Below are 12,213 nucleotides of genomic sequence, written 5' to 3' on the forward strand. Positions count from 1 at the left end.
CGAAACGTTCGAACCGGAGGACACGATGGGTAACCCGCTGAAGAAGACCATGGTGTATCTCGGCCTCGCCGATGAGGAAGAGGTCTACGAAGAAGAGACGCAGGCTCCGGCCCGCGCCCACCGTGAGCGCGACCGTGAACGTGAGGAGCCTGCACCGGCGCCCGTCACGCCGTTGCGTCGCCCTGTCGCCGTCCGCCAGCCCTCTGCAGGAGCCGTGAACGAGATCCTCACAGTCCACCCGAAGCAGTACCGCGACGCGCAGCTGATCGCGGAGAGCTTCCGCGAGGGCGTCCCCGTCATCATCAACCTCTCCCAGATGAGCGACGCCGACGCGCGCCGACTCATCGACTTCGCGAGTGGTCTCTCCCTCGGGCTGTACGGCCGCATCGAGCGCGTGACCTCGAAGGTCTTCCTGCTCTCGCCCGAGAACATCGCTGTGTCCGGCCATGGGGGCATCGCACACGCAGACGCTGAGTCTGCGGGCTTCGACCAGTCGTAAGCCGTGCAGCTGGTCTCGGTCATCGCGAGCATCATCCACCTGGTGCTGCTGCTGTACATCTTCGTGCTCTTCGCGCGCCTGATCCTCGACTACATCCCGATGTTCAATCGGGAATGGCGGCCGAAGGGTTTCGGGCTGGTCGCCGCTGAGGCCGTCTACACCGTCACCGATCCGCCTATCCGGTTCTTCCGGCGGATCATCCCGCCACTGCGGATCGGCTCGTTGTCGCTCGACTTCGGCTTCACGCTCACCCTGCTGGTCGTCCTGATCCTCATGAACGTCGCGCGACTGTTCATCCGCTGAAGTCCCGGCGAAACGCCCGGAATCCGCCGGTCGAGTTCGTGCAGTCTGGGTGTCGTGACATCGCGACGCCGAGGCGCGGGGGCTATGCTGGCACCCAGGTGCGCGCCCCGGGTTCGCGCCACATCACGACCACGCCATACATCGATACTGGCATTCGTACTCATCGAAAGAGGAGCCACTCATGGCACTTACCCCGGATGACGTCGTCACCAAGCAGTTCCAGCACGTCCGGTTCAAGGATGGCTTCGACCCGGACGAGGTCGACGACTTCCTCGACGAGATCGTCATCGAGTGGCGCAAGGCTCTCGAAGAGAACGTCGAGCTGAAGGCCAAGCTGGCCGCGTACGAGTCCGGCGAGACGCCCGAGGCTGCAGCACCTGCGGCCGCGCCCGCCGCGACCGAGGCTCCGGCCCCCGTCGCCGAGGCGCCCGCCGAGCCCGCTCCGACCGGCTCCGCGACCGCGACCGCCGGCATCATCGAGCTCGCGCAGCGTCTGCACGACGAGCACGTCGCCGAGGGCGAGGCGAAGCGCAACCAGCTCATCACCGAGGCCGAGGCCGAGGTCGCCCGCATCCGTACCGAGGCCGAGGCCAAGCAGCGCGAGGAGACCGCTCGTCTCGAACGCGAGCGCAACACGCTCGAGGCTCGCATCACCGAGCTGCGCAACTTCGAGCGCGACTACCGTTCGCAGCTGCGTGGCTACATCGAGGGCCAGCTCCGCGACCTCGACGAGAAGTCGGCGTCGACGGACTCCACGCCCGTCTCCGCGATCGGTCTGTAAGGCGCCCTCTTGTCAGGACGCCGTCCCCTTCGTCGGTCGGCGGCCGGTGCGATCGTTGCGATTCTCGCAGCGCTCGTGCTGGCCGCCGATCAGTTTGTGAAGTACCTCACGATCGAGAACCTCCCGCTTCAGGTTCCGGTTCCCGTGCTCGGTGAGTTCCTTCAGCTGTACTACGTGCGAAACCCCGGTGCGGCGTTCTCGCTCGGCTCCGAGGTGACCTGGATCTTCACGATCGCTCTGGCCGTCGTCGCCTCCGTGATCATCTGGAAGGCCTTCGGTCTGAAGTCCCGGCTGTGGGCCGTCGTGCTCGGCTGCCTGCTCGGTGGGGTGCTCGGCAACCTCACCGATCGCCTCCTCCGCGAGCCCGGGTTCCCGGTGGGCCACGTCGTCGACATGATCTCGATGCCGTGGATGATGCCGGCGATCTTCAACGTGGCCGACATCTTCATCGTCACCGGCATGATCTCGGTGGCGTTGCTCGTGGTCTTCGGACTGCGATTCGACGGCACGCGCGAACGCGATCACGTCGTGGTCGAGACGGATGAGGAGGCGGAGGCCGCCGCTGAAGCCGCCGTGGTCGCGACCGAGGCCGACGCGGAGTTCGTGGACGCTCAGGCCGACGCGACCGACCGCATCGGGGGAGACGACTCGCCTCCGGAGGGTGCGGGATCCGCAGCAGGAGGCCGTTGAACGTGGAGTCCCGATCGTTGCCGGTTCCCGACGGCTTGGACGGCACGCGGGTGGATGCCGCGCTGGCGAAGCTCATGGGGTTCTCCCGGACCTTCGCGGCAGACGTGGCGGCAGCCGGGGGAGTGCGGCTCGACGGAGTGACCCTCGACAAGTCGGATCGTCTTCGCGGCGGAGGCTGGCTCGACGTCGAATGGCAGCCCAAGGAGGCGCCCAAGATCGTCCCGATCGCGGTGCCGGAGCTGGGCGTCGTGTACGACGACGACGACATCATCGTGGTGGACAAACCCACCGGGGTGGCGGCGCACCCCTCGGTCGGGTGGGAGGGTCCGACGGTGGTCGGCGCCCTCGCCGCGGCCGGCTTCCGCGTGTCGACCAGCGGCGCCGCGGAGCGTCAGGGTGTGGTGCACCGACTCGACGTGGGCACGAGCGGCCTCATGGTCGTGGCGAAGTCCGAGCACGCGTACACGGTCCTCAAGCAGGCCTTCAAGGACCGCACGGTCGAGAAGATCTACCACGCCGTCGTGCAGGGGCATCCCGATCCGCTGGCCGGGACGATCGACGCGCCGATCGGGCGGCACCCGAACCACTCGTGGAAGTTCGCCGTCGTCCCCGACGGGAAGCCCTCGGTCACGCACTACGAGACCCTCGAGGCCTTTCCCGGTGCGTCGCTGCTGGAGATCCACCTCGAGACCGGACGTACGCACCAGATCCGGGTGCACATGGCCGCACACCGGCACCCGTGCGTGGGAGACCCCCTGTACGGCGCCGACCCCACGATGTCCGCGCGCCTCGGGCTCACCCGCCAGTGGTTGCACGCGCATCAGCTGGCCTTCGCCCACCCGACGACGGGCGACTGGGTGCAGTTCGAGTCCCCGTATCCCGACGACTTCCAACACGCGCTCGACGTGCTGCGCGGCGACTGAGCCGACACGCCCACATGCGGTGTCGGCGATATGCGCAACACTGATCGCATGGACATCGAGGTTCGCCCCGCAACCGAATTCGACGACGTCGCGGCGCTCGTCGGGCCGAAGAAGCCGACGTCGAACGTGTGCTTCTGCCTGAGCTATCGCATCGGCAACAAAGAGAACGTGGCGCTGAGAGGGCCCGCTCGTGCCGATCGCGTGCGCGAGCTGTGTCACCAGGACCCGCCACCCGGCGTGATCGCGTATCTGGACGACGGGCCCGTCGGATGGGCGGCGGTGCACCCGCGTCGCGACACGAGCTTCGCGCGGAACCGGCTCATCCCGCACGTCGACGATCTCGATGTCTGGTCGCTGTGGTGCTTCCGTGTGCGGCCGGGGCACCGGAAGCAGGGGATCTCGCACGCGCTGATCGAGGGGGCCGTGTCATATGCGAAGAAGCGCGGGGCGCCTGCCATCGAGGGGTATCCGGTCGACAACGAGGGGGAGAAGGTCAATCTGACGATGGCGTACGTCGGCACGAGGGCGCTGTTCGAGGGGGCCGGATTCCAGAAGGTCGCCGACACCGGATCGGTCCTCGACGGATTCCCTCGTGTGTTGATGCGACTCGACCTCGGAGCATCCGAGAAGTCTTCGAGAAAAGCGTGAACCGTTTCCGCGACTCCGCCCAATACTCAGTGTGAGCACCGACAGCGAGATCATTGAGCGGTCGATCGACGATCCCGGAGCGTTCTCCGAGATCTTCGAGCGGCACGTCCGACCCGTCGGCGGGTACATCCGGCGACGGATCGGATCGGACGCCGTGGACGACGTCCTCAGCGAGACTTTCCTCGTCGCGTTCCGGCGGCGCGCAGCCTTCGATCGAAGCTGGGCCTCTGCTCGACCGTGGCTTCTCGGCATCGCGACTCGTGTCGTCAAGAGCCATCGAGCCGCTGAGGCCCGCCAATGGCGCGCTTTCGAGGCCTCGTCCTCCGCCGAAGTCGTCGCCGAAACACCGCAGGCAGCGTCGGAGGCTCGACTGGATGCCGACGCCGCGTTGCGGGCGCTCGCGCCGCGGATTGCCGCACTTGCCGCCAGAGACAGAGACACGCTGCTGCTGCACGCCTGGGGTGACCTCACCTATGAGCAGATCGCGGACGCCCTGGGGGTTCCGGTGGGAACGGTGCGGTCTCGGCTGAATCGTGTGCGTCGACAACTCGCGCCACCCGGTTCCCGGGGTGCCACCCGCCTGACCTGGATGAAGAAGGAGGAGAGCGATGCCGCTTATGGAACAGGTTCGTGAGCTCGGGGTGCACGAGTCTCGCGTGGACGACGACGATGTCAGCGCAGCCAGGCACGCGCTGACGCGGGAGATGGCGCAGGGTACGCGGTCGCAGCGATCAGCACGATCGCGACGCCGTGCCTGGGCCGGGGTGGGTCTCGGCGGAATGGTCGCGGGAGCCGCGGTGACCGCGATCGTGGTGGGATCCGTGCTGGCTCCTCCGCAGGTTCCCGACGCCGCGGCGGCCGAGGTCCTGGAACGGGCATCCGCCGTCACGTTCGGCGCGCAGGACACGACTCTCGTCAGCGGACAGTACCTGCGCATCGAGACCGTCGGCGAGCACGTGCAGTACTGGAGGGCGGACTGGGCCGAGGACGACGACGAGAACACGTTCGCATTCAACGCGTCACGTGACGACAGCGATGCCGCAGTGCGGGTGCGCGATACCCGCGTGCTCTATGTCCCGGCGGATCGGGCGGCGGACTGGTTCTACGACTGGGGACATGCGGAGGTCGTCGACTCGTTCGGCGCCCGGGGCGAAGAGGCGGCGGAGGAATGGTCCTCGTGGCCGGGCGCGACGGGCGTGGATCGCGGCAGGATCGAGGTCCTTCCCGGCGGGGAGTATCTCGCGATCGGCGGGGATGAGCCTCCGATGCCGTATCTGGCCGACCGCTACCGTCCGTACTACGCCGAGATGCCGAGGCAGCCTCAGGAGCTGCTCGACTGGCTGCGCGCGCAGTCGGGGATGACCGGCCGGGAAGCGGACCGATGGCTCGTGGCCGGCCTCTCCGACCCGTCGGCGATCAATCTGATGCCGGCGGATCTGCGATCGGCGTTCTTCCTCGCCATCGCTCTGATCCCGGGTTTCGAGGTGCTGGCAGACGACGGTGCCACGGCGACGCTCCGCTACGTGGTCGACGGTCACCGGACGACGACGATCGCCGTGGACACCGCACAGGGGCTCGTCTCCTCGATCGCGGAGGACTACGGCGACGGGGGGCCAGCGGGAGACACGGTGGATTCCGTGACGACCGTGCTGACCTCGGTCGTCGACTCCGCACCGCAGAGCGGGTGAGCCCTGCGAGGGCCCCGGCGCCGAGCTCCGGTGTCGGGGCCCCGCCTTAGACTCGAAGGCATGGCATCCGACTCCTTCGTCCACCTTCATGTGCACAGCGAATACTCGATGCTCGACGGCGCGGCGAAGATCAACGCGATGACTCAAGCGGCTGCCGAATACGGCATGCCGGCCATCGCCGTGACCGATCACGGCAACACATTCGCCGCGTTCGAGTTCTACAACGCGGCGCGCAATGCCGGGGTCAAGCCCATCATCGGTCTCGAGGCCTACATGACCCCGGGCACGCATCGCAGCGACAAGACGCGTGTGCAGTGGGGATCGCCCGATCAGAAGAGCGACGACGTCTCGGGTTCGGGCGCCTACACCCACATGACCATGTGGAGCGAGAGCACCGCAGGCATGCACAACTTGTTCCGCATCAGCTCCCGGTCGAGCATGGAGGGGTACTACTTCAAGCCCCGCATGGACCGCGAACTGCTCCAGACCTACGGCAAGGGGCTCATCGCGACGACGGGTTGCCCCTCGGGCGAAGTGCAGACGCGACTCCGGCTCGGCCAGTACGACGCGGCCCGTGCAGCGGCCGCCGAGTTCCAGGACATCTTCGGCAAGGAGAACTACTTCGCGGAGATCATGGACCACGGTCTCTCCATCGAGCGCCGGGTGATGACCGATCTGCTCCGCCTCGCGAAAGACCTGAACATCCCGCTGGTCGCGACCAACGACTCGCACTACACGCACCAGCACGAGGCCGATGCGCACGAGGCTCTGCTGTGTGTGCAGTCGGGCTCCACCATGGACGACCCGAACCGCTTCAAGTTCGACGGCGACGGGTACTACATCAAGACCGCAGCCGAGATGCGGCAGTTGTTCCGCGACCACCCGGAGGCCTGCGACAACACCCTGCTCATCGCCGAGCGCTGCGAGGTCGAGTTCGACACCTCCGCGAACTACATGCCGAGGTTCCCGGTGCCGGACGGCGAGACCGAAGACAGCTGGCTCATCAAAGAGGTCGAGGCGGGGCTGCACTACCGCTACCCGGGTGGCATCCCCGACAAGGTGCGCAAGCAGGCCGAGTACGAGACCGGCATCATCCTGCAGATGGGCTTCCCCGGGTACTTCCTGGTGGTCGCCGACTTCATCAACTGGGCCAAGGACAACGGCATCCGCGTCGGTCCCGGCCGAGGCTCGGGTGCCGGCTCCATGGTCGCGTATGCGATGAAGATCACCGACCTCGACCCCCTCGAGCACGGCCTGATCTTCGAGCGCTTCCTCAACCCCGACCGCGTCTCGATGCCCGACTTCGACGTCGACTTCGACGACCGGCGCCGCGGCGAGGTCATCGACTACGTCACGGAGAAGTACGGCTCCGAGCGCGTAGCCCAGATCGTCACCTACGGCACGATCAAGTCGAAGCAGGCGCTCAAAGACGCCGGTCGTGTCCTCGGCTTCCCGTTCAGCATGGGGGAGCGGCTCACCAAGGCCATGCCACCGCCCGTCATGGGGAAGGACATGCCCCTCGACGGCATGTTCGACTCGGCGCACCCCCGGTACAAAGAGGCGAGCGAGTTCCGTGCGCTGATCGAGACCGACCCTGAGGCCAAGACGGTCTTCGACCGCGCGCTCGGTCTCGAAGGCCTGAAGCGTCAGTGGGGCGTGCACGCCGCCGGCGTGATCATGTCGTCCGACCCGCTGCTCGACATCATCCCCATCATGAAGCGGGAGCAGGACGGCCAGATCGTCACGCAGTTCGACTATCCGTCGTGCGAGTCGCTCGGCCTGATCAAGATGGACTTCCTGGGGCTCCGCAACCTCACGATCATCTCCGACGCGCTCGACAACATCCGGACGAACCGTGGCGAAGAGCTCGATCTCGAGCACCTCGGACTCGACGATCCCGGCGTGTATGAACTGCTCGCGCGCGGCGACACCCTCGGCGTCTTCCAGCTCGACAGCCCGCCGCTGCGCTCGCTCATGCGGCTGATGAAGCCCGACAACTTCGGTGACATCTCGGCTCTGATCGCGCTGTACCGCCCGGGTCCGATGGGAGCGAACTCGCACACGAACTATGCGCTCCGTAAGAACGGACTTCAGGAGATCACCCCGATCCATCCCGAGCTCGAAGAACCGCTCGCGGAGATCCTGCAGGAGTCGTACGGCCTCATCATCTACCAGGAGCAGGTCATGGCGATCGCCCAGGCGGTCGCAGGGTTCAGCCTGGGTCAAGCAGACATCCTCCGTCGAGCGATGGGAAAGAAGAAGAAGTCCGAGCTCGACAAGCAGTACGAGGGCTTCGCCGGCGGTATGAAGGAACGTGGCTTCGGCGAGGCGGCGATCAAGGCGCTGTGGGATATCCTGCTGCCCTTCTCCGACTACGCGTTTAACAAAGCCCACTCGGCGGCGTACGGCCTCGTGTCCTATTGGACGGCGTACCTCAAGGCGCACTACCCGGCCGAGTACATGGCGGCACTGTTGACCAGTGTGGGCGACTCCAAAGACAAGATGGCGCTGTACCTCAACGAGTGCCGCCGCATGGGTATCAAGGTGCTTCCGCCCGACGTCTCGGACTCGATCAACTTCTTCGCCGCCGTCGGCGACGACATCCGATTCGGCCTCGGCGCCGTGCGCAACGTCGGCAGCAACGTGGTCGAGGGCATCGTGCAGGCGCGGAAGGATGAGCGTTTCACGTCGTTCCATCACTTCCTCGACACGGTGCCGCTGCACGTCTCGAACAAGCGCACTGTGGAGTCGCTGATCAAGGCCGGCGCCTTCGACTCGATGGGAGACACCCGACGTGCACTCATGGAGGTGCACGAAGACGCGGTCGAGGCGGCCGTGGATCGCAAGCGCAACGAGGCCCAGGGGGCCATCGGGTTCGACTTCGACAGTCTCTACGACGGTATGGAGGAGGCGGCGCCGGCGAAGGTGCCTGCTCGTCCGGAGTGGATCAAGAAGGACAAGCTGGCTTTCGAGCGCGAGATGCTCGGCCTCTACGTGTCCGACCACCCGCTCGCCGGTCTCGAGGTTCCGCTCGCGAAGCACGCGTCGATCTCGATCCATGACCTCAACAACTCCGAGGACCTGCAGGACGGCGACCAGGTCACCGTCGCGGGACTGGTGACGAGCGTGCAGCACCGCGTCGCGAAGGCCAGCGGCAATCCCTACGGCATGATCACCGTCGAGGACTTCAACGGCGAGGTCACCGTGATGTTCATGGGCAAGACCTACACGGAGTTCCAGCACACCCTGCAGCAGGATGCCATCCTCGCGGTGCGCGGCCGTGTGTCTCGCCGCGACGACGGACTCAATCTGCATGCGCAGTCCGCGTTCGCGCCCGACATCGGCTCCTTCGACGCAGCCGGTCCGCTGTCTCTGGTCCTTCCCGAGCAGCGTGCCACCGAACGCGTCATGACGGAACTCGCTGAGGTGCTGCGCCGTCACAACGGTGACACTGAGGTGCTGCTCCGGGTGCACCGCGGCGGCACCGCGAAGGTCTTCGAGGTGCCGATGCCGGTCAAGGTCTCCGCCGACCTCTTCGGTGACCTCAAGTCACTGCTCGGCCCCAGCTGTCTCGGGTGAGCGGGTAGGATCGTGAGCCGTCGGCAGCACGACGATCTCCCCCCGTCGAGCACGGTGACGAAAGGACCTCCCATGAGCACGGACATCCCCGAGCCGGACCTTCCCGAGACGGATTCTCCCGAGACGGACCCGGAGGATTCGATCTTCAGCGACGAAGACGGGGTCCTCTACGACGAAGAGGTGACTCCGGAGTTCGGGATACTCGGATTCACTCTGCGTGAACTCCTCATCGTCGGCGTGTGGCTGGTCTCGTTCATCCTCTCGTTCTTCCCCCTGACCGCCGGTGTCTCGCTCTGGGGCCTCGGCATCCAGTGGATACTCCCGATCGCCGTGCCTACGGTGGCGGTGTTCCTGCTCGTGCTGCGTCGGTTCTCGCCCGACGGCATCCGTCGTGTCGGCTCGCTCGGCATCGATCAGTTCGCGTCGGTCGCGTTCTCCGTCGCGGCCGTGGTGTGGGCAGGCAGTGTCTGGCTCGCGATCTCCGGCGTGATCGCCACGGGATTCTGGACGCTGCCCTGGAACGGTGTGGTGATGTTCATCCTGTCGGTTGCGCTCGTCGTCCTGACGGTGTTCGCGCCCATCATCCCCGGGTTGAAAGAGGACTTCCACGGGCGCCTCGTGACACTCGCGCACCGCAACGCCAATCCGGTCCGCCCCGTCATCCCGCGCCCGCGCATCGAGCCCGTTCCCGCGTCCTCGTCCGAGGCAGCGCAGACGTCAGAGGGCGAACAGACCGACGTCATCGTCGAGGGCGCATACGCCGCCCCCGCCGCCGACCTCGATGTCGAGCCCTCCGGTCGCCATGCCACCGACGAGGTCGCCCGGCTCGACCTCGCAGAGCAGGTACCCCTCACGGCGCACGCGTCCGGCGGCGGGGTCGGCACGGAGCCGTCGACGGCCGACGAGGAGTATGTGCCCGCCTATTCCCGGCGTTCCCGGGGGCAGGAACCCGAGATCGTGTCCGACACGGGCAGCATCGAGTCGTTGCTGGAGACCGCGGCGACCTACGAGGGCTCCGGCACCTCAGAGGACTCCGAGCCGCTTGTGGTGGCGGATCTCGCCGACCCCGATCCCGATCCCGATGCCGATCTCGACGCCACGAATCCGCGGGAGGCTGTCGTCGCAGCTCAGCCGTTCTGGATCCTCGCTCCGTCCGAACGCGATGTTCACGACGAGCGCGGTGAACCGCTGTTCCGTATCGGGCCGAGCGCGTGGGCTCTCGTGATCGAGGATCGTGGAGGGGCGTACGTCGTTCGACATGATGACGGACGCATCGGCTACCTCCACGACATCTCCGACATCACGAAAGGCTGACATGCGCACGATCGATCTGCGGGGGCGCGAGCTCTCGCCCGCCGACATGCTCGCCGCCGTTCCGCGTGCTACACAGGCGCGCGCCGCAGCGCTCGACACCGCGACCCGCATCGTGGAGGACGTGCGCGTCCGCGGGGAGGTCGCACTCCGTGAGCAGGCCGAGCAGTTCGATCGCGTCGCAGATCACGACGTGCGGGTGCCCGCCGCGCACATCGCCGAGGCCCTCGCATCCGTCGACCCCGCCGTGCGTGCTGCGCTCGAGGAGGCGATCCAGCGCGTTCGGCGCGGATCCGAGGCGCAGGTGCCGGCTGCTCGGACCACCGAGATCGGACCAGGCGCACGGATCCTGCAGCGTTGGCAGCCGGTCTCCCGTGCGGGCGTCTATATCCCTGGTGGGAAGGCGCCGCTCGCATCGAGCGTCGTGATGAACGTCGTCCCCGCGCAGGTCGCCGGAGTGCAGGACATCGCGCTGGCGTCTCCGCCGCAGGCGGACTGCGACGGCCGGATCCACCCGACGATCCTCGCGGCCGCCGGTCTGCTCGGCGTGACCGAGGTGTACGCGATGGGTGGAGCCGGGGCGATCGGCGCTCTCGCCTGGGGGGTGGCGTCGATCGGCCTCGATCCGGTCGACGTGGTCTCAGGGCCGGGCAACAACTTCGTCGCGTCCGCCAAGCGCGCCGTCGCGGGCGTCGTGGGCACGGACTCGGAGGCGGGAGCGACCGAGATCCTGATCGTCGCCGACGCGGACGCGGACCCGCGGCTGATCGCAGCCGACCTGATCAGCCAGGCGGAACACGACGAGCAGGCCTCCGCCGTGCTGGTCACCGACTCTCCGGAGCTCGCGTCTCGGGTCGCGGTCGAAGTCGAGCGGCAGGCGGCAGCGACCCGTCACAGCACACGGGTCGGCGAGGCGCTGGGCGGACCGCAGTCGGCGATCGTGCTCGTGGATGGCAGGGAGATGGCCACGGCGTTCAGCAACGCCTATGCGCCGGAGCACCTCGAGCTGCACCTGCCGGACGCCGAGGAGGCGGCCTCCGCCTTCACGAGCGCGGGCGCGGTGTTCGTAGGCGATCAGACGCCCGTCAGCCTCGGCGACTACATGGCTGGCAGCAACCACGTGCTGCCGACCGGGGGACAGGCTCGCTACGCGTCGGGCCTCGGCGCATACACGTTCCTGCGACCGCAGCAGGTCATCTCCTACGACCGCGCTGCGCTCTCCGAGGTTCGCGATGGAGTGGTCGCCCTCGCGAACGCCGAGGTGCTCCCCGCGCACGGCGAAGCGATCGAGGCGCGCTTCACCGCGTAGGATCTGTCAGATGCACTGCCCCTTCTGTCGTCATCCCGACTCCCGCGTCATCGATTCACGCACCAGCGACGACGGTCTCTCGATCCGGCGACGCCGTCAGTGCCCCGAATGCGGAGGGCGTTTCACGACCACCGAGACCGCGAGCCTCAACGTCATCAAGCGCTCCGGTGTGATGGAGCCGTTCAGCCGCGAGAAGGTCATCTCCGGTGTGCGCAAGGCGTGTCAGGGGCGACCGGTGACCGAGGCCGACCTGGCGATCCTCGCGCAGCGGGTCGAAGAGGCGGTGCGTCAGACCGGCGTCTCTCAACTCGATGCGAACGAGATCGGGCTCGCCATCCTCGGTCCGTTGCGTGAGCTGGACGAGGTCGCCTTCCTGCGCTTCGCCAGCGTGTATCAGGCGTTCGACTCGCTCGAGGACTTCGAGGCGGCGATCACCGACCTGCGTGCAGACCATACGGAGCAGGAGCCCGTCGACCGGTAAT

12 protein-coding genes are annotated in these 12,213 nt (G+C 67.1%); all 12 read left to right on the plus strand.

Going from position 1 to position 12,213, the window contains the following annotated elements; genetic code table 11:
- Positions 1-25: 25 nt before the first annotated feature.
- The 12 genes from sepF (at position 26) to nrdR (ending at position 12,212) form a co-directional block, all read left to right on the plus strand.
- Positions 26-499, plus strand: coding sequence for a cell division protein SepF (gene sepF, locus AB0E56_RS09150; RefSeq protein ID WP_131491280.1), 474 nt, complete (start codon positions 26-28; stop codon positions 497-499).
- A gap of 3 nt (positions 500-502) precedes the next feature.
- Positions 503-802, plus strand: coding sequence for a YggT family protein (locus AB0E56_RS09155; protein WP_183150292.1), 300 nt, complete (start codon positions 503-505; stop codon positions 800-802).
- Between the two features lie 181 nt (positions 803-983).
- Positions 984-1,583, plus strand: a complete 600-nt coding sequence (locus AB0E56_RS09160; protein ID WP_359798369.1) for a DivIVA domain-containing protein — start codon at positions 984-986, stop codon at positions 1,581-1,583.
- A 9-nt stretch (positions 1,584-1,592) separates the two neighbouring features.
- Entirely contained in the window at positions 1,593-2,273 is a 681-nt protein-coding gene (gene lspA, locus AB0E56_RS09165; protein WP_359798370.1) for a signal peptidase II, read from the plus strand.
- 2 nt (positions 2,274-2,275) lie between these two features.
- Entirely contained in the window at positions 2,276-3,196 is a 921-nt protein-coding gene (locus tag AB0E56_RS09170; RefSeq protein ID WP_359800025.1) for an RluA family pseudouridine synthase, read from the plus strand.
- 48 nt (positions 3,197-3,244) lie between these two features.
- On the plus strand, positions 3,245-3,844 hold the full coding sequence (locus AB0E56_RS09175; RefSeq protein ID WP_359798371.1) for a GNAT family N-acetyltransferase: 600 nt from the start codon (positions 3,245-3,247) through the stop codon (positions 3,842-3,844).
- A 31-nt stretch (positions 3,845-3,875) separates the two neighbouring features.
- Positions 3,876-4,478: an RNA polymerase sigma factor gene (locus AB0E56_RS09180; protein WP_359798372.1), complete on the plus strand. Its 603-nt coding sequence runs from the start codon at positions 3,876-3,878 to the stop codon at positions 4,476-4,478.
- Positions 4,453-5,532 (plus strand): hypothetical protein, encoded by a 1,080-nt coding sequence (locus AB0E56_RS09185; RefSeq protein WP_359798373.1) that lies wholly within the window; start codon positions 4,453-4,455, stop codon positions 5,530-5,532. Before AB0E56_RS09180 ends, AB0E56_RS09185 begins: the two co-directional genes overlap by 26 nt.
- Positions 5,533-5,592: 60 nt before the next feature.
- On the plus strand, positions 5,593-9,111 hold the full coding sequence (dnaE, locus tag AB0E56_RS09190; RefSeq protein WP_359798374.1) for a DNA polymerase III subunit alpha: 3,519 nt from the start codon (positions 5,593-5,595) through the stop codon (positions 9,109-9,111).
- 72 nt (positions 9,112-9,183) lie between these two features.
- Positions 9,184-10,425: a hypothetical protein gene (locus AB0E56_RS09195; protein ID WP_359798375.1), complete on the plus strand. Its 1,242-nt coding sequence runs from the start codon at positions 9,184-9,186 to the stop codon at positions 10,423-10,425.
- 1 nt (position 10,426) lies between these two features.
- Positions 10,427-11,731, plus strand: coding sequence for a histidinol dehydrogenase (hisD, locus tag AB0E56_RS09200; RefSeq protein ID WP_359798377.1), 1,305 nt, complete (start codon positions 10,427-10,429; stop codon positions 11,729-11,731).
- A gap of 10 nt (positions 11,732-11,741) precedes the next feature.
- Complete coding sequence (gene nrdR / locus AB0E56_RS09205) at positions 11,742-12,212, plus strand: transcriptional regulator NrdR (protein WP_183150287.1); 471 nt, start codon at positions 11,742-11,744, stop codon at positions 12,210-12,212.
- Position 12,213 lies beyond the last annotated feature (1 nt).

Source organism: Microbacterium sp. NPDC028030 (assembly GCF_040637855.1).
In the GTDB taxonomy this organism is placed as follows: domain Bacteria; phylum Actinomycetota; class Actinomycetes; order Actinomycetales; family Microbacteriaceae; genus Microbacterium.

Coding starts and splice junctions, on each gene's coding strand:
- AB0E56_RS09185 (WP_359798373.1), top strand. CDS start 4,453: ATGCCGCTTATGGAACAGGTTCGTGAGCTCGGGGTGCACGAGTCTCGC.
- AB0E56_RS09175 (WP_359798371.1), top strand. CDS start 3,245: ATGGACATCGAGGTTCGCCCCGCAACCGAATTCGACGACGTCGCGGCG.
- AB0E56_RS09160 (WP_359798369.1), top strand. CDS start 984: ATGGCACTTACCCCGGATGACGTCGTCACCAAGCAGTTCCAGCACGTC.
- sepF (WP_131491280.1), top strand. CDS start 26: ATGGGTAACCCGCTGAAGAAGACCATGGTGTATCTCGGCCTCGCCGAT.
- hisD (WP_359798377.1), top strand. CDS start 10,427: ATGCGCACGATCGATCTGCGGGGGCGCGAGCTCTCGCCCGCCGACATG.
- nrdR (WP_183150287.1), top strand. CDS start 11,742: ATGCACTGCCCCTTCTGTCGTCATCCCGACTCCCGCGTCATCGATTCA.
- AB0E56_RS09195 (WP_359798375.1), top strand. CDS start 9,184: ATGAGCACGGACATCCCCGAGCCGGACCTTCCCGAGACGGATTCTCCC.
- dnaE (WP_359798374.1), top strand. CDS start 5,593: ATGGCATCCGACTCCTTCGTCCACCTTCATGTGCACAGCGAATACTCG.